We start from the raw sequence: 19,195 nt of genomic DNA on the forward strand, positions 1-19,195 counted from the left end.
TTTATTTTGATTAGGAAATTAAAGCCGGTAGTTCTTGGCAGTCTACAGCCCCGCTATCGCTTATAGTCCTCGCTACGCTGTGAGCTATTCCGCTCTATCGGGTTTAATTAACAAAGCCTGTTATTCTTTTGTACCTTGAGCGCTGCGCCATGCTGTTAAAACGCTAATAGCAGCAAACACTGACCATCTAAAGCCGACCGGAGCGAAAAACCCGCAGACCGAGGCACGAGGTTGAGGATTTGTAGCAAAGGGCGGGACTAAGCCCAAGCTACCAACTACTGGAACTGCTTTCCTAATCTTTTATTTAAGAATCACTCAGTTTGCGCTCTTAAAGATTAGAATCAGATTAAAATCACACAGTTAACCACTATATTTTACCAACATTTCATAAAAAAAATGTATTAAATTCTCCTCAGGTTTGGATTTATGCTTTAATTATAGCTTTATTTGCACAAAAACGTATTTCATGGCCAAAAATTTATTAATCGTCGAGTCACCCGCAAAAGCTAAAACTATAGAAGGCTACCTAGGCAAAGATTTCCTTGTGAAATCGAGCTATGGCCATATCCGGGATTTAGTGAAGGGAGATATGGCGATTGATATCAAAAATAATTTTGCCCAAACCTACGAAGTGCCCGCCGACAAGAAAAACATTGTCGCCGAGTTGAAAAAACTAGCCAAGGAAGCCGAAATGGTATGGCTAGCATCCGATGAGGACCGTGAGGGGGAAGCCATTTCCTGGCACTTATTCGAAACTTTAGGCCTAAAAGTGGAGAAAACAAAACGCATCGTTTTTCATGAAATTACCAAACCAGCAATTTTAAAAGCAATCGATAGCCCACGCGGCATTGATTATAACCTGGTAAATGCGCAACAGGCACGTCGCGTGTTGGATCGTTTGGTAGGTTTCGAACTTTCTCCTGTTTTATGGAAAAAAGTAAAACCATCGCTATCCGCAGGCCGTGTTCAATCTGTTGCGGTGCGTTTAATTGTTGATAGGGAAAGGGAAGTTTTAAACTTTAATGCCGCTGCTGCATATAAAATTACTGCCCAGTTTTCTACGGGTAAAGGAAAAGAAATGGTTAAGGCCGAATTGCCACAACGTTTCGAAAGCGAAGCTGATGCCGAAAAATATCTGCAGGATTGTGCAAATGCTAAATTCGACATTACCAGTTTAGAAACCCGTCCGGCAAAACGCAATCCTGCCGCACCGTTTACCACCTCGACCTTACAGCAGGAAGCTTCAAGAAAATTAGGTTTTTCGGTAGCCAGAACTATGCAGGTTGCACAAAGACTGTATGAAGCCGGTAAGATCACCTACATGAGAACAGACTCTGTAAACTTATCAGAAACGGCATTAAACGCCGCTGCTGCTGAGATTAAATCTGCTTATGGCGATAAATATCACCAGCACCGCGTGTATAAAACGAAATCGGCTGGTGCGCAAGAGGCCCACGAAGCCATCCGCCCTACTTATTTCGACAGACATAGCGTAGATGGCGATATTTCAGAAAAACGTTTATACGACCTGATCTGGAAACGTTCTATTGCATCACAAATGAGTGAGGCTTTATTCGAAAAAACAACGGCTCAAATTACCGCTTCAACCCGAAAAGAGCATTTAGTTGCTGAAGGTGAAGTATTAAAGTTCGATGGTTTCTTAAAAGTTTATTTAGAATCAACCGATGATGAAGAAAACGAAGAAAAAGAAGGTGGTGCAATTTTACCTCCTTTATCCAAAGGACAAGAATTATTCTTAAAAGAAATGCAGGCGACAGAACGTTATTCTCGTCCGCCAGCAAGATATACAGAGGCCAGTTTGGTTAAAAAACTAGAAGAACTGGGTATTGGTCGTCCGTCTACTTATGCACCAACCATTTCTACGGTCCAAAACCGTGGTTATGTGGTTAAAGAAGACAGAGACGGTAAAGCGCGTAAATTTACGGCGATTGTTTTGGCTGACGGCAAGGTTAGCAAAGACATCAAATCGGAAATTACTGGTGCCGAGAAACAAAAACTTTTCCCTACCGATATAGGTGAAGTAGTAAACGACTTCCTGGTTGAACACTTTAAAGGTATTGTAGATTTCAACTTCACGGCTAAAGTGGAGAAGGAATTTGATGAAATTGCACAGGGTTTACAAGAGTGGACTAAAATGTTGCACTCGTTCTATAGTCCTTTCCATACCGAAGTTGAAACCACTCTAGAAACTGCAGAACGTGCTACGGGCGAGCGTTTGTTGGGCCTAGACCCTGCAACAGGTAAAAATGTATACACCAAGGTGGGTAAATTTGGGCCATTGGTGCAGATCGGTGAGCTCGACGAGGAAGAAAAACCACGTTATGCCAGTTTAATGCGCAGCCAATCGGTAGCAACCATTACGCTTGATGATGCATTAGAGCTCTTTAAACTTCCTTTCCAACTTCCTGATTTTGAAGGCAAAGAGGTGATGATTGGGGTTGGCCGTTTCGGTCCGTATGTTAAATGGGGTGAGAGTTTTATTTCGCTTCCTAAAAATGAAGAACCTTTATCGGTAACGTATGATAGAGCGGTTGAAATCATCAAACAAAAAATGGATGATGATGCACCAATTGCACATTACGAAGGTTTAGGCGTAACCAAAGGTAAAGGCCGTTTTGGTCCGTTTATAAAATGGAATGATCTGTTTATCAATATACCTGCTAAAGGTTACGATTTTGATAATTTATCACAGGAAGATATCAATACCTTAATTGGCAAGAAAGTAGAAAAAGAAGCCAACCGCTTTATTAAAACCTGGGATGCTGAAAAAATTTCTATCGAAAATGGCCGTTGGGGACCGTTTATCCGTTTTGGTAAATTGATGCTTAAATTGCGATACAATGAAGCGACCAAACAAAAATATACACCCGAAGAATTGGTTGATATTGATCTGGAAGTGGTAAAGAAAATGATTGTAGAGCAGGTACCAAATGCTTTCGAAACAAAGAAAAAAGCACCGGCAAAGAAAAAAGCAGTCCCTGCGAAAAAGGCTGTGGCAAAGAAAAAATAAATGTGTAACGTCACTCTGAATTTATTTCAGAGTCTTTACCGAAAGATGCTGAAACAAGTTCAGCATGACGTCAAATATTGGTTATGAAATCAGATTTACCAGAAAATATAGTCGAAGATATTGCAATGGCCGTTGTGTTGATGGGCGAAACACCAGAAGTAACAAGCTGGACAGTTTATCTCGTCAACTTAAAAAATGAGCCCATAACCAATGTTTTAATTAGCTCTAAAGGTTACGGCGAAAAAGACGGCAAACAAGTTAAAACTTCAGTTTTACGTCACATGATTGGCAATATGGAGGCCAATTCTTTTGCCGGGGTAGAAGCCATTGATCCTGAAGTTTTTGGCTTAACCAACGAATATTGGTTGAGTTATTATATCGGTGGCACCATTTATGACAAAAAATTCATCTTCCTGCCTGAAAGCATCATCGACTCTAACCTGATTAAAATCCCATTGGTGAATAGGCCGGGAGTGATGATAAAATAGTCCGGAGTCATTTAGTCCGGAGTCCGAAGTCAATATCTTGGTTTAAAAATATCTCTATTGTGTTACACTCCAGTTGATGACGACCACTAATTGAGATCTGTTAATGGCAATTTATTTTAGCATCTACCAAACTAATCTTTATATAAGACTTAACCTGCAATCGCTAGTTAAAAGACTACCGACTGAGGACTTCAGACTAAGGACTAAACTAAGGCACTTTAACCGCCTGCCTGCCAAGCAACTTCCATCCCGATTTTTCTTTACTCCAAATTAATAAAATATATAATTTCACGTTTCCAGGAATGTTTTTATCGTTTGTTTTGGCATTAAGTGTGTGACGAACAAGTGCAGTCTTGTTCTGTATGATAACCGTTTGATCGGTTAAATTGATATCCACAAAATCAGATTCTCCAGAAAGTAACGAATGCAAGAATTCTTGTTTACTTTGAATCTTTCCACTCGAATGGCCGTAGCTTAAATTATTGAGGACTATTTTATCAAGAGCTAAACTATCAGGCGTAACCATCAATTTAGTTAATTTACTTACCGCATTTTCTACTTCCTTCTGCTGTGCAAAACAAAAACAGGTCGAAAATAATAGGACCGAAAAAATCAGGAGTTTCTTTATCATATCTGGTTGTATTGGGTTGATCCTGTAAACATATCCAAAACCCCGCAAATGAACAAAGCATTGGCTTTAATTTTCAACATTATTTATTTTAACGTGGATTTTAGTTAATTTTCAGATGAAATATAATGTTTTCGGTTTAACCAGGTCAATTACGGCACACCAATTGCTTTCACCGCAACATTATATTACCATTTATCTTAACGAATTTCATCCATGGAACAACCATCTACCTATCAATCATCCTCCAAAAAGAAATTTATCTTCATTGGCTTGCTCGCTGTTTCGATAGCTGCAATCGTATTTATTTATTTCAACCGAAAGAAAAAAAACCATGAAGAAAATCAGGCTTACGCAAAATATATCGAAGCCTATACTTCAGGAACCATTTCAAAAAAGAGTTTTATCAGGGTTCATCTGGCCAATGCTGCAACAGGCATGCAGGATCTGGGCAAAGCTGATTCACGTGAACTTTTCGACTTCTCCCCTTCTATCTCTGGTAAAACCTATTGGATAGATCCACAAACTGTTGAGTTTAGGCCCGACGAAAACCTCAAGCCTGGAAAAAATTACGAAGCTACCTTTAAACTATCAGAAGTTTCTGCTACAGAAAAGGGGCTTGAAGATTTCGATTTTGAATTTAAGGTCATTACGCCCGGGATTATGCTTTCTCAAAACGGACTGGTTTCGCAGAACAATACGGCTTTAGATTACATGAAATTAACTGGTGAGGTGGCCACCGCCGATGTTGAAGAAACCAGTAAGATAGAAAAAACCATATCGTTGGATTTCGACCAAAAGTTAAAGATAAAATGGCAGCACGATCCGGCAAAAAACACCTCAAAATTTACGATTGATAGCATTAAAAAAACAGGAAACGATCAAAACTTAAAAATAGACTGGGATGGCGACGCCATTGATGCCGAGCAAAAAGGATCGGTAGAAGTTCGTGTTCCGGCTATAAATAAGTTCGAAATACTAGACATAAAAGCCATTCAGGGCGAAGAAGATTTTGCACTGGTACAATTTTCGGAACCCATTGGCGTAGGACAGGATATGACGGGAATGATTTCACTTGGTAACCTTAGCGATTTAAGGTATACCATTGATGCCAGTCAGGTTAAAGTTTATGCTGCAGAAGAACTAAAAGGCAATTATAATTTAAGTGTAAACGCAGGAGTCGAAAACATCAATGCGAAAACACTTGCAAATGGCAAAGTAGCCAATCTCGTTTTTGAAGATAAATTGCCAGCGGTTACCATTGCAGGTAACGGAACCATTTTACCCAATTCGGGCAAACTGGTTTTACCTTTCGAAGCCATAAATTTAAAAGCTGTTGATGTAACCGTAATTAAAATTTACGAAAACAATATCCCACAGTTTTTTCAAACGAATAGTTATAAAGACGGGAATGAATTGCGCAGAGTGGCAAAACCAATTTTGCAAAAGACGGTACGTTTAGACGAAGACAAGGCGCTAAACCTCCATAAAAAGAATCGTTTTACGCTTGATCTGGATAAAATGATCCGTACAGAGCCTGGTGCAATGTACCGTGTTACCATTGCTTTCAGACAGGAATACAATGCCTACAATTGCAAAGCAGGAGCAGAAAAAGTTGGTGATGGTGAAGAAGAAAGCGAATATGGAGATTATGAAGGATACGGCGAAAAAATTGACGAAGACGACGATTTCTGGCAACGTTACAACAATTATTACCCATCAAATTACAGGTGGAATGATAAAGACAATCCATGTACACCTTCATTTTATACCAACCAACGCTGGGCCAGCAGAAACCTGATTGCTTCGAACATTGGCCTGGTAGCCAAACGTGGTAATGATAATAGCATGCTCATTGTGGCTACAGATTTATTAACCGCAAAACCATTAAGTGGTGTAAACCTGGAGTTAATGGATTACCAGAAACAGATCATTTTCACCACTAAAACCGATGGTGATGGTTTTGCCATTTTTGACCTGAAACGTCAACCTTTTTTATTGATCGCTAAAAACGGTTCAGAACGTGGTTACCTCAAATTAGACGATGGAAGCTCACTTCCGCTAAGTCGCTTCGATGTAGCAGGTGATGTAGTACAAAGCGGCTTAAAAGGCTTTATTTATGGCGAACGTGGTGTTTGGCGACCTGGAGATAGCTTATTCGTTTCTTTCGTTCTGGAAGATAAACTCAAAAAACTTCCTGCCAATTATCCGGTAACCATGGAGTTTTACAATCCAAAAGGTCAATTGTATAAAAGATTGATTAATGGAAAGCCTTTAAATGGTTTCTACGCCTTCAAAACGGCTACAGAAAGTGCTGCACCAACCGGTAACTGGATGGCAAAGGTTAAAGCAGGTGGTGCTACATTTACCAAAACGCTGAAAATTGAAACCGTAATGCCAAACCGCTTGAAAATTGATTTCAATGTTGGCAATAGACCATACTTGAGCGCAGGTACATCTGCCGCTACCCTATCGGCTAAATGGCTGTTTGGTGCCGTAGCCCAAAACTTAAAAGCAAAGGTTGATGTTAACCTGAATACTACCGAAACCAAATTTAAAGGCTTCGAGGGTTTTAGCTTCGATAACCCAACGGTCAATTTTGAATCGCAGGTTAAAACCATTTTCGAAGGCACTTTAAACCAGAGTGGTTCGGCTCAGATCAACACCAACTTAAACGAAAATAATACTGCACCAGGCGTTTTAAGGGCAAATTTCACTACAAAAGTTTTCGAACCTGGAGGTAACTTCAGCATCGATAATTTCAGTATCGCTTACCATGTTTACAAAAGCTATTTGGGCATCCGTCCGGAAAAAGGCGACCGTTTAAGCGGCATGTTGGTTACCGGAAAAGAACATAAAATTGAAATCGTAAATGTAAATACCGATGGCAAACTATTGAGTGGTACCAAAACCGTTCAGGTAGAATTATATAAAACACAATGGCGGTGGTGGTGGGAACAGGACGACCAAAACACCTACGCCAATTTTACCCAAAACCAGTACAACAAATTGGTAGAAACGCATCAGGTAAACTTATTCAATGGAAAAGGAAGCTGGAATTTACGTGTTGACGAACCAGAATGGGGCCGTTATTTAATTTTAGTACGTGATGTAAACGGTGGGCATGTTACTGGAAAATCAGTGTATGTAGACTGGCCAGGTTGGGCACAGCGCGAGCAAGGCAGCAACCCTACGGAGGCCTCAATGCTTTCTTTTACAGCGAATAAAGAGAAATTCACCGTTGGAGAAGACATTACCTTAACCATCCCAACAGGTAAAAACGGACGTGCATTAATTTCTATCGAAAATGGAAGCCGTGTATTAAAAACGTATTGGGTAGATACCAAAGCTGGCCAAACGCAATTTAAGTTTAAGGCTGAAAAGGAAATGGCGCCAAATGTTTTTGCCAACATTACCTTGTTGCAACCGCACGCACAAACCATTAACGACTTACCGATCAGGATGTACGGCGCTATTCCACTTTCGGTAGAAGATCCACAGACCATTTTAAAACCAATAATTAAAATGGCTGACAAAATTAAACCTGAAACCGAAAATACCATTACTGTTGGCGAGCAAAATGGGAAAGCCATGACCTACACGATTGCATTGGTTGACGAGGGTTTACTGGATTTAACCCGTTTTAAAACACCAGATCCACATGGTGCATTTTATGCACGAGAAGGTTTGGGTGTTAAAACATGGGATTTATTCGATTATGTTTTAGGTGCCTGGGGTGGAAACCTGGAACGCATTTTAAGTATAGGTGGTGATGGAAGCATCAACAAAAACCTAAACCCAGCAAAAGCAAACCGTTTTACAGCCGTAGTTAAGTTTATGGGACCTTTTGCCATTGGCAAGGGAGAAAGTAAAACACATAAGTTTAAATTACCGCAGTATATTGGTGCGGTTAGGGCCATGGTTATTGCCGGACAAGATGCAGCATATGGTTTTGCAGAGAAATCTGTTCAGGTTAAAAAACCATTGATGGTTTTGGCCACACTGCCAAGGGTAATTGGTCCGGGCGAAAGTTTCACCTTACCAGTAACTGTTTTTGCAACAGAGAATAATCTTAAAAATGTATCGGTACAACTTCAGGCAAGCAATTTAATTGTTGAAGGAACAAACAAACAGCAGCTTTATTACAAACAAACAGGTGAACAAATGACCTATTTCGAAGTTAAAGCGCCAAATACTGTGGGTATTGCCAAAGTAAAAGTGATTGCACAGAGTGGCAATGAAAAAACAGTCTACGATGTAGAAATGGATATTAGAAATCCAAACCCTTACGTTACCAATGTAGTTTCGGCAACTGTTCAACCACATACTAAATGGACCGTAAACTATTTACCAATCGGCATGACGGGTACCAATTCAGGTTCGCTTGAGGTTTCTTCTATCCCCGCAATTAATTTAGGTAAAAGATTGGCTTACTTAATTCAATATCCTCACGGTTGTATCGAACAGACCACTTCAGGTATTTTCCCGCAACTCTTTTTGGATCGATTAAGTCCATTGAATGAACAGCAGAAAGCCACAACAGAGAAAAACATTAAAGCGGGTATAAACAGGATTAAAGGCTTCCAAACTACTGATGGTGGTTTATCTTACTGGCCTGGAGAAGGTACCTCTGACGAGTGGGGAAGCAATTATGCAGGCCATTTCCTGGTTGAAGCACAAAATGCAGGTTATACCCTGCCTGTTGGTTTATTGGATGAATTATTGCGTTTTCAAAAATCAAAGGCGGCAAACTGGGCTCCAAACAGCAATAATTTTTATGGAGGCGATTTATCTCAAGCCTATCGTTTATACATGCTTGCTTTAGCCAAAAAACCAGAAATGGCCGCGATGAACCGTTTAAAAGCTTTTGAATATTTATCCGTGGCAGCAAAATGGCGCCTGGCTGCAGCTTATAAATTAGCCGGACAGAATGATGTAGCCCAAAATATGATCAGGGGTTTAGATACTTCGATTCAGGCTTATAAACAATTGGGTGGCACCTATGGTTCTGACGTTCGCGATGAAGCCATGATTTTAGAAACGCTTACCCTTCTAGGTCAGAAGGCAAAAGCAGCGAGTTTACTACAGCCTTTAGCGGCTAAACTCGGCGAAAACACCTGGTATAGTACACAAACTACTGCATACAGTTTGTTGGCCATTGCTAAGTTCTGTGGTTCAAACCAATCAGCGAATAAATTGCAATATCAATATATATTGGATGGAAAATCTGCTCCTGTGAGTTCAAATCAATATATCAACAGTACACCGGTTACTTTTAAAGGCAATACGGCATCTGTTACCAATAATGGAAACAATGTATTGTTTGTGCGTTTGGTTTTAGAAGGACAGCCTGTTGCAGGTCAGAATAATTTCTTACCTAACCGACCTGAGGTTTTAGATATGAACGTAACCTACAAACGCCTAAATGGTAAAGTACTGGATCCGACAACTTTAAAACAAGGCACTGATTTTTATGCTGAAGTAACCGTAAAAAATCCAGGTAGAATGGGCTACTATGAACAAATGGCATTAACGCAAATTTCCCCTTCAGGATGGGAAATCATCAATACCCGGGTTAATGATAACCAAAGTATTTTGGCATCATCTCCTTTTACTTATCAGGATATTAGGGATGATAGGGTTTTCACTTATTTTAATGTGAGAGAAGGCGAAAGTCTGGTGTATAAAGTACTGCTTAACGCATCCTATTTAGGTAAATATTATTTATCAGCTGTTCAATGCGAAGCGATGTATAACAATGATATTTCGGCAACTGAAGCTGGCAAATGGGTACAGGTGGTAAAGTAGAAATTGCCCGTGCTTTGTGGAAACATGAACCACAGTATAGAGAAAAACTCTTAAATAAAAACATAAGCCTCGGTCCGTGTCTCCACGGACCGAAATCTAAATAGGAATGGATAATTTATTCAAACAAAAGAGAAAGAACTATATTGAAATTGGACAAATTTACTTTTGGACAGCTACTATAAACAAGTGGCAAAGATTGCTGGAAAAAGATAAGTTTAAGCATATAATTTTAAGTTCATTTGAGCATCTAAGCAAATTGAATAAACTTGATGTTTTCGGTTTCGTTATTATGCCAAATCACATATATACTATTTGGCGGACTAACGAATTAAATGGAAAAGAAACTGTTCAAGGTTCATTTTTAAAATATACTGCCCATGAATTTAAAAAGCTTCTAAGTCAAAATGAACTGAAAAACTTTTTATCTGGTTCGATCAATAAGCATTATGAATTTTGGCAGAGAGATCCGCTAGCGATACATTTATATTCTCCAGAAGTTGCATATCAAAAACTGGATTATTTACACAATAATCCTTGTACGGAGTATTGGCAATTAGTACCGGAACCTGAAGATTATTTATATTCATCAGCTTCCTTTTATGAGAAGAACGAACCTAATTATTCGTTTTTAAAGGATTTAAGATTAGAGTTTGAATAACACAATTTATAATGAATTGGTTCGTGGAGACACGAACCAAGGCGATTAATTAAAATGGATTTCAGTAACGATTATGAACAATAGTAAAATATTTATCAAGTACAGTCTCAGTAATATCTTCATAAACAGCGATTCAGGTTAGACACAAAACAATTCGATAACACAAGTTTAAAAGAATATAAATATCAGGCCTCGATTCGTGTATCCACGAACCGAAATTCAAAAAAGTTTAAACCTCGCAGGTTTTAAAAACCTGCGAGGTTTCTATTACAAAATAATTAAATGATCAAAACCCCAAAAGCATTCCTCATTTCCGATCTCATTTGTGTTGCCTTGCTTTTGGCATTTCTTTTTTCGCTACCCTCAAAATTATTCAAAACACCAACTTCTTTTGTGATTGAGGCCAGTGATGGCAATTTATTGAGTGCTGCAATTGCCAGCGATGGCCAGTGGCGATTTCCGGTTGCGGATAGCGTACCCATAAAATTTAAGGATTGTATCATTGCTTTTGAAGATAAGCGCTTTTATAAACACTTCGGTATTGACCTTTTGGCCATGAGCAGGGCTATGCGTCAAAACTTGAGAGCAAAAAGCGTGGTAAGTGGTGGCAGCACCTTAAGTATGCAGGTCATCCGTTTATCAAGAAAACAAGACCGTACCATTTGGCAAAAGTTTCTGGAAGTAATTTTAGCCATACGCCTGGAAACAAAGTATTCAAAAGAAGAAATTATAGGTTTATACGCTGCAAATGCTCCATTTGGGAGGAATGTTGTGGGGTTAGAGGCCGCGAGCTGGCGTTATTATGGCCGCAATGCCAAAACACTTTCCTGGGGCGAAATGGCCACATTAGCAGTGCTTCCCAACAGTCCATCGTTGGTGCACCCGGGTAAAAACTCCACCCGACTGATTAAAAAAAGAAACGATTTATTAGATAAACTTGCTCAACTCAAATACATTGATCAGGCAACCGCCAATTTATCCAAACTAGAGCCAGTTCCGGGCAAGCCTATGCCTTTGCCGCAAAATGCGCCACACTTGTTAAACCGTTTTAAAGCAGAAAGAGCCAGTTTAGGGATCAACTCTACCAGAATTACCTCCACCCTGGATGAAAATATCCAATTAAAAGTAAATGCCATACTAAAACGCTACAACAACCGGTACAGGGCTAACGACATCAACAATATTTCAGCTTTGGTACTTGATGCGAAGACGGCCCAGGTGGTAAGTTATGTGGGCAATATTTATCAACCCGAAAATGTTGATCTCCAAAGTCATGTGGACATGATCAAAGCACCTCGCAGCCCTGGGAGCACCTTAAAACCATTGCTTTATGCCAGTATGATGAACGATGGTTTTATATTGCCACACACCTTAATTCCAGATATTCCTACCCAAATTGCGGGCTACTCTCCTCAAAATTATGATTTGGGTTATGACGGTGCCATTGCTGCAGATAAAGCCCTGAGCCGTTCGCTAAACATTCCTGCAGTAAAAATGCTGCAACAATACAAGTATGAACGCTTTTATGATAAACTCAAAAAACTTGGAATAGGTACACTGAATCAGCCGGCAGATCATTACGGACTATCGTTGATTTTAGGTGGCAGTGAGGTAACCATGTGGGATCTGGCCAATACCTATATGGGCATGGTACGCACTTTAAACCATTTTAACACCTATAAAGGTTTGTACAATCCAGCTAATTATAAACCTGCAAGCTATTTCATTACGGACCAAAAAGAAGAAAAAGATTATCAACGCAATTCTTTTTTGGATCACGGATCAATTTGGGCAACTTTTAATGCCATGGAAGAAGTAATGCGTCCAGGCGATGAAGGTTTATGGGAACAGTTTTCTTCATCTCAAAGGGTTGCCTGGAAAACGGGCACCAGTTTCGGTTTCCGCGATGCCTGGGCGGTTGGCCTAACGCCAAATTATGTGGTATGTGTTTGGGTGGGCAATGCCGATGGCGAAGGAAGACCGGGTTTGGTTGGCATTGAAGCAGCAGCACCGGTTTTGTTTGATATTTTCAGGCTATTGCCCAATGGAAAATGGTTCGAAACACCCACTACCAAATTAAAAAAGATCAGGATATGTAAACAAAGTGGTTATAAAGCTGGAGAATACTGTACAAATGTGACAGAAGAATTAGTGCCTGTTTCTGGAGAAAAAACTGCAGTTTGCCCCTTTCATAAATTGGTACATTTAGATCAAACGGAAACCTACAGGGTTACTGATCAATGCGAAAGCATCACCAACATGCAACATAAAAGCTGGTTTATTTTGCCACCAGCGATGGAATATTATTACAAAATAAAAAACAGCGATTATAAAATCCTTCCCCCTTTTAAAGCAGGATGCGATCTTTCTGGGGGGAATAGCGTGATGGAAGTAATTTATCCTAAAAATAACGCAATTGTTTACATTCCTTTAGAGCTTGATGGAACCAGGGGAAAAATTGTAGTGAATGCAGCGCACAGAAATTCCAGTTCTAAAATATATTGGCATATTGATAATGAATATATCGCCACAACAAGCAACTTTCATCAATTGGCAATCAGTCCGCCGCCTGGAAAGCATACATTAACCCTGGTTGATGAAAATGGAGAGCGGCTGGTGCAGGTATTTACGGTTTTGGATAAAGAGAAGAAAGGTAGAAGGTAATAAGGCGGAAGGTTTGAACGACTAAACGCGCTAAACTATATTTTTTCATGAGGTTGAACTAAATTCTATTTCACAATTGATCAAGGCTGATGGTATCATCTTTCTCCCACTTTAACGATCCTAAGTTTTATAAACCTGATATAGTGGAAATCCTTTTTAATTTGCAGTAACCCAGACTTCACTACTACCATACCCATTAAAAAGATTGTAACGATAGCAGGACTGCCCTAACTGATTATCACTGAACCTGCTTTCCAGGAAAATAAAAATCGAGAATCCCCTGCTACACTTCTGTTCGTGTTACCACTAACTTCCTGGAAATTGTTCCATAAACGATTAAATATTGCGCAATCATGTATGTAGCCATAATTAAAGCTCCGCTCTGGGGAATGGGTTGAGCAAATTTATTCACGGCTAATGCACTATCAGACAATAGGAAAAAAAGTGCCCCGTATAAGATCAGTTTAAAACTAAAAATGTTCACTTTTCCGTAACGGTTAACGGCCATCAGTGCCATTACACAAATGATAATCGCATACATGAGCACCGGAAACTGTAAGGCACCTAAATTTGGCTGAAGGTAGAAAAACAAACCTGAGCAAAAAATAGCGAATGCCCCTACAGCCCATAAAAAATAGGGCGTTTTATGGCTTGGATTCGACTTATGATCGAGGGTAAATGCCCTGATGTAAAAGATATGGCAAAGCAGAAAGGCAATTAAGCCATACATGAAAAAATTTGGTCTACCGCTTTGTAGCATTAATAAAATATCGCCGGCCAACGCAAAGATTAATCCCGTAAAAATCCTTTTATGAAAACGGCCTTTTAAGCTTGTACTGAGGCAAAGCCAGGCCAAAAGCACCACTACAATTAGCGGCTTGGAAAAGTTACGTAACTCAGCATTATTGGCATATTCTGCGTATAACTGAATTACAAATACTAAGAAAAATATAAAAGAAAATAGCTTAGTTTTCATCAGGATTAGGATTTGCCTTTTGCAAATTAAAGAACCAAATTACGGATATTAACTGGATAGCAACAAAAATTACTTGATATCCGATAGGAACTTTCAAAAATACAACCAGCAACAAAGCAAACAACAGCCTGAAATATTCGAACCTGATTTGCCATGTTTTCTGTTCTAACAACGCACCACAGGTAATTAATGTCAGGATGGTGAAAACAGATCCAGAAATCAAAGCAATCGGCTCCATTTTAGTGTAGGAAAACAATATAACCGATCCTGCTGCCAAGGCAACTAAAAACTGAACCAAAACATAAGCAGTTAATTTAGATTGGTATACCGGGTTATACTTTTTATAAGTGGCTTCGTTTATTTCGGGTGCATACTGAAAGCCGCCCAAATGTGAAGGAAACCAGCCCGGAGGTTTAAGAAAAACCTTAATTTTATCACTCAATTTAGGCGACTGTCTGGCTGTTTTAACCAGATCATCCCAATAATGTAGATTTGCCCAAATGGGATTCCAGCTGGCCAAAGGTTTGGTAATGCCATAATAAACCTCTTCCTCTTCTTTTTGAAAAGTACCGAAAAAACGGTCCCAGATAATTAAAGTGCCGGCATGGTTTTTATCGATATATTTAGGATTGGAACCATGATGTACCCTATGATGCGAGGGCGTGTTCAGGATATATTCGAGAAAACCCATATTTTTAATTGCCCTGGTATGGATCCAAAACTGATATAAAGTATTAAAAGAACTTAGGGTTAAAAACATAATCGGATCAAAACCGATAAATGCCAACGGCAGGTAAAACACCCAGCTAAACCATCCCTGAAACCAGCTCTGTCGCAGGGCTACCGTTAAGTTATATTCTTCTGATTGATGATGCACAATATGCGCTGCCCATAACGCATTTACCTGGTGGCTCATCCGGTGGAACCAATAATAAAAGAAATCAACACCGATAAATAAAAGAATCCAAACCCACATTGTTTTTGGCAGTTCGAAAAAACGCCAATGTTCAAAAATGTATTTATAGCCAAAAAACAGTGCGGTTTTCATAAAAATACCAGTAAGCTGCTGCCCTATCCCCTGACTTAAGTTTGCTATACTGTCGTTAAGCCGGTAATAATTTAGTTTTTTATAGAAATTATAGGCCAGTTCTATTCCAATCAGGATAAAAAAGACGGGTACGGATAACGCAATGTAATCTACTTTCATAATCGGCAGGAAAAATATTTGGCTAGCGGTATATAGCTTACAATTTAGAGAATTTTAAGGTCAAGATAAAATCTCGTTCATGTAATATTTGTGCTTCTTTTGTTTTAGCTATTGACTTTCGTCAAATTCACCTTAACTTTGCGGCACCATTTTCATTTAATTCATCCCATCTATGAAAAAATTATCTCTCGTTCTTTTGCTAATGGCTTCGGCATTTTTTGCAAAGAGTCAAACTTTAGTGTTAGCTAAAGACGCAGGCGATTACGTTGGTAAAAATGTAACCATTTGCGATTCGGTTTACAGTACGAAAGCTTTAGACAAATTAACCCTGATTAATTTAGGTGGCGCATTTCCGAAAGAACTGGTTACAGTAGTCATCAATAAGGAAGACCTGGGTAAATTTCCATCAGAGCCCGCTAGCATGTTTATGGGGAATAAAATCTGTATTACCGGAATCGTATCTGAATTTAAAGGTAAAAAACAGATCGTCGTAACCGATCCGAAGCAAATCGTTGTAAAATAAGCCAGAGTTTAACCGTCAAACCGAGGAATGACAGCCGATCTGGCTGCTTCAATATATAGCAATACCTGATTAACATAATTGCCCAGATTTTCTTTTACATCGTGTTCCCAGAACCGCATTACGGTATAACCTTTGGCGTTTAACTGCTCGTTGATATGCCTGTCCCTTTGCATATTCCGTTCAATCTTTGGAATCCAGAATTTTGAATTGGTTTTTAATGTAGTTTTCTTTTCCTCCCAGTTGTAACCGTGCCAAAAGTCGCCATCTACAAATATTGCCAACCGATATTTATTAATGATCAGATCTGGTTTACCAGGAAAATTATCCGGATGGATCCTGAAACGGATGCATTTTGCCCAAAGGGCTTTCCGTAGTTTTAATTCAGGCAAGCTATTTTTGGCCCTGATTTTAGACATATTACTACTGCGTTTTGCCGTAGTGTAAAAACCAGCACTTTCTTCAAAGCGTGGTACCTGAATGGTTTCCTCTGGATATGGTTTTGGATCCATGGTTAAGAAACCTTAAAAAAACGAAAATTGTTTAGAAAAGCAAAAGGTTAGAAAAAAGAGACTTTAAAAATCAACCTAAGGCACCTCCTGTTTTAAAGGAGGTGGGCTTGGCTGGAGCGTTAATATAAAGCTTTTATTTTGAAATGAAATGTCGATTTTGTTGCCTCTTCAGTCGGCAGGAAATTCATCCTGCCAACCTCATAAGCATAGATATCCTTATTATCTACTGTGAAGATTAGAAATCATTTCAATATTTCATAACGTGTTATACATATAGGCGTATTTCCTTGATGAATCGTTTTATTTCCGTGATGAATATTTTTAAGCTTTGTAGTTTTATTTATACCAAAAACTTAATGATTAGATAAGGCAGCCCCAAGGCAAGAGCACCCCCGTAAATAATATCGAGCCAAAAAAATGATCCCAAAGCACCTAAATAAATAAACCCAACAATTGGCGTTACAACTGCTTTTGATAACCACGAACTTGTTTCTGATTTTATAACCGCATTCCATAGGGTACTTGCGTCGCCGGTGCTTGGGAAAGCATGCGCTCCTATTGAAATGGCCAGATACATCAATATATAATCCAGAATATTGGCAGATTCGAATTTAAACTGCAGCGAAGCGGAAAAGCCGATGATAAAGCACAACAACGTATTGACAATAAAGGGCCCTACCGAAATAAATACCGTTTGATATACCTTTGGGGCAGGTTCGTGCAGTACATAACCAACCGGATTTTCTACCCTGAAGTAACACACTTCAAAAACGGGGACTTTAAATAACCTGCAAAATAACTGGTGGGCAAGTTCGTGAACAATTACGCCTGGAAATGTAGCGATACTGATAAGAATACCTGGAATAAACATAATCTGATTTTCTAGTTACCTGTAAATTTCTGAACCGTTAATAATCGGAATTAACCTTTTTGAGATCGTACTGTCACCTGAGCTGATTTCATGCGCCCTAATTTTGGCTAAACTTGCCAAACTCTCCTTCTTTTTGCCGGCAAAATAATCGACCATTGCTTTTGCTTCAATTGCACTATCGTTATCAGGATCTAACTCAATTGCCTTAGCCGCAAAAACAGCTGCTTCTTTATCATGTTTACGCTTCAGTTCTATCCTTGCTTTCTGCGAAAAAGCATAAACATCCTGTGCATTTATATTCAATAAGCGATCGCAAAAGGCAATGGCTTCATCATATTTCCCTGTGTTTCTTTTTACGGCAGACATCAAGCTCAAGGCCTGATAAAAACCCGAGTCTACAGCCAAAACGTTATTAATAATACGCTCTACCCGTTCATAATCTTTCATTTCGTATAAAAAATTTGCAATATGGGTTTTCAACGCAATTTCTTTAGTACTATCTGTTAAGGCCAATAATTTTTCTTTATTGTTTGCAGCGGCTACAATCCTTTTATACATCAAAGTGTCTTTAGGGAAATTCTGGTCAATATATGCTGAAGCAGCATCTACCCTATTCAAAAAAGATTCATCCTCTGTTTTCTTGTTTGCAATACGTGCATAAGCCGCACCATACGATGCAAAATCGAGATTATAAGCACTTGCTATCATCATGTATCCATTTGCTGTCAGATCATCAGGAAATTTATTGATCACAAGTGCCAACTCTTGCTGAGCGGTAACAAAATGTTTTTGATCAATTGCATTTTCGGCTTTACCCAAATGGATGGCTGCTGAAATATACAGCTGTGTTCGCACCAAACTAACAACCATTATAGCTAGAATACCGAGAGCAAAAAAATTAATCCATTTGGGAATAGGATATTTAATCAAGCTTTGCCTGCAACCTGAACATAGATTAATAGCATGGCCAGGTTCGTATACATTTAATTGGCAGTTTACGCACAAGCTTTCGTTAAATTGGCTTTCTGGAACAGCCCCTGTAGGTTGGTTTTCTTGCATTTTGAGATCACGTTAAACCATAAAGATAATCTTTTTTATGGATTCTCATATTTACTGTTATTGGCTTTAAAAGATCGAAAACTTTGTATCTATTGCTATAAAATCCATAGTTTTGGTTTTTCGATATGCCTATGTCTACTCTTTTAAAACGAAATACCCTAATTATCATCCTCTTTGTTCTGATTGTTGCATTTACTTTCTTAAGTTTTTTTATCGCGCAGCATCCGATATTCGATTTTGATATTAAAACATCCTTATTTATTCAGCAGTACCATGCAGATTGGTTGGATAAAGTGATGTTGGCCATTAGCTTTTTTGGAGAACTCCCCTATTCTTTACTGTCAGTGGTACTAGTTGCGTCCATATTTTATTGGCAGAAATATAAACGTGAGGGCTTATTTATTTCTACCGTTTTACTGTCGGGGCTGATTATTTTAGGCATCAAAAATATAATTAACCGCCCACGCCCTACCGCATTTTATGTCCGCTTAGTGGAAGTAAACCGTTTCCAGAGCTATCCAAGCGGCCATGTGCTTTCATATACGCTCTTTTTCGGATTTCTGATTATTATCATGAGCACAGCGAAAAATATCCCTAAGCTCACCAGAAACATCGTTACTTATCTTTCAGCATTTCTGGTCATCACCATTGCACCTTCTCGCATTTACCTCGGTGCACATTGGTTTACGGATACTGTAGGTGGTTTTCTATTGGGACTGATCTGCCTTTTCCCATTATGTTATTTCTATTTTAAAAAGAAAACAGATTAGTAT

The 19,195-nt window shown here is 39.1% G+C and carries 13 protein-coding genes; 7 read left to right on the plus strand and 6 right to left on the minus strand.

The window, feature by feature from the left end; all coding sequences use genetic code 11:
• The first annotated feature begins 466 nt into the window (after positions 1-466).
• Together topA and R2S57_RS09740 are read left to right on the plus strand one after the other, a co-directional pair.
• Positions 467-3,031, plus strand: coding sequence for a type I DNA topoisomerase (topA, locus tag R2S57_RS09735; protein WP_316844858.1), 2,565 nt, complete (start codon positions 467-469; stop codon positions 3,029-3,031).
• Positions 3,032-3,114: 83 nt separating this feature from the next.
• Entirely contained in the window at positions 3,115-3,519 is a 405-nt protein-coding gene (locus R2S57_RS09740) for a hypothetical protein (protein ID WP_316844859.1), read from the plus strand.
• Between the two features lie 208 nt (positions 3,520-3,727).
• Here the strand turns inward: R2S57_RS09740 and R2S57_RS09745 are convergent, their stop codons facing one another.
• Positions 3,728-4,150 (minus strand): nuclear transport factor 2 family protein, encoded by a 423-nt coding sequence (locus R2S57_RS09745; protein WP_316844860.1) that lies wholly within the window; start codon positions 4,148-4,150, stop codon positions 3,728-3,730.
• 213 nt (positions 4,151-4,363) lie between these two features.
• Between R2S57_RS09745 and R2S57_RS09750 the strand changes: the two genes are divergently transcribed.
• The 3 genes from R2S57_RS09750 to pbpC all read left to right on the plus strand — a co-directional run bounded on the left by R2S57_RS09750 (position 4,364) and on the right by pbpC (position 13,277).
• Entirely contained in the window at positions 4,364-9,955 is a 5,592-nt protein-coding gene (locus R2S57_RS09750) for an alpha-2-macroglobulin family protein (protein WP_316844861.1), read from the plus strand.
• Positions 9,956-10,061: 106 nt separating this feature from the next.
• Positions 10,062-10,613, plus strand: coding sequence for a transposase (locus R2S57_RS09755; RefSeq protein ID WP_316844862.1), 552 nt, complete (start codon positions 10,062-10,064; stop codon positions 10,611-10,613).
• Positions 10,614-10,895: 282 nt separating this feature from the next.
• On the plus strand, positions 10,896-13,277 hold the full coding sequence (pbpC, locus tag R2S57_RS09760) for a penicillin-binding protein 1C (RefSeq protein ID WP_316844863.1): 2,382 nt from the start codon (positions 10,896-10,898) through the stop codon (positions 13,275-13,277).
• Positions 13,278-13,560: 283 nt separating this feature from the next.
• Here pbpC and R2S57_RS09765 read toward each other — a convergent pair whose 3' ends face one another.
• Positions 13,561-14,253, minus strand: a complete 693-nt coding sequence (locus R2S57_RS09765; RefSeq protein WP_316844864.1) for a lysoplasmalogenase — start codon at positions 14,251-14,253, stop codon at positions 13,561-13,563.
• Entirely contained in the window at positions 14,243-15,460 is a 1,218-nt protein-coding gene (locus R2S57_RS09770) for a sterol desaturase family protein (RefSeq protein WP_316844865.1), read from the minus strand. Before R2S57_RS09770 ends, R2S57_RS09765 begins: the two co-directional genes overlap by 11 nt.
• Before the next feature lie 172 nt (positions 15,461-15,632).
• Here R2S57_RS09770 and R2S57_RS09775 point away from each other — a divergent pair, with 172 nt between their 5' ends.
• Positions 15,633-15,983 carry a hypothetical protein gene (locus tag R2S57_RS09775; RefSeq protein WP_316844866.1) on the plus strand — a complete coding sequence of 117 codons (351 nt, stop codon included), beginning with the start codon at positions 15,633-15,635 and terminating at the stop codon, positions 15,981-15,983.
• Between the two features lie 8 nt (positions 15,984-15,991).
• On the opposite strand, the gene R2S57_RS09780 is transcribed toward R2S57_RS09775, so the two are convergent.
• The 3 genes from R2S57_RS09780 to R2S57_RS09790 form a co-directional block, all read right to left on the minus strand.
• On the minus strand, positions 15,992-16,492 hold the full coding sequence (locus R2S57_RS09780; protein ID WP_316844867.1) for a very short patch repair endonuclease: 501 nt from the start codon (positions 16,490-16,492) through the stop codon (positions 15,992-15,994).
• 340 nt (positions 16,493-16,832) lie between these two features.
• Positions 16,833-17,363 carry a metalloprotease family protein gene (locus tag R2S57_RS09785; RefSeq protein ID WP_316844868.1) on the minus strand — a complete coding sequence of 177 codons (531 nt, stop codon included), beginning with the start codon at positions 17,361-17,363 and terminating at the stop codon, positions 16,833-16,835.
• A 15-nt stretch (positions 17,364-17,378) separates the two neighbouring features.
• Positions 17,379-18,233, minus strand: a complete 855-nt coding sequence (locus R2S57_RS09790; RefSeq protein ID WP_316844869.1) for a hypothetical protein — start codon at positions 18,231-18,233, stop codon at positions 17,379-17,381.
• A gap of 320 nt (positions 18,234-18,553) precedes the next feature.
• Between R2S57_RS09790 and R2S57_RS09795 the strand changes: the two genes are divergently transcribed.
• The gene (locus R2S57_RS09795) at positions 18,554-19,192 is read left to right on the plus strand and encodes a phosphatase PAP2 family protein (RefSeq protein ID WP_316844870.1); all 639 of its coding nucleotides are present in this window, start codon (positions 18,554-18,556) and stop codon (positions 19,190-19,192) included.
• Positions 19,193-19,195: the final 3 nt, after the last annotated feature.

It is taken from the genome of Pedobacter psychrodurus (assembly GCF_032678585.1).
GTDB lineage: Bacteria > Bacteroidota > Bacteroidia > Sphingobacteriales > Sphingobacteriaceae > Pedobacter > Pedobacter psychrodurus_A.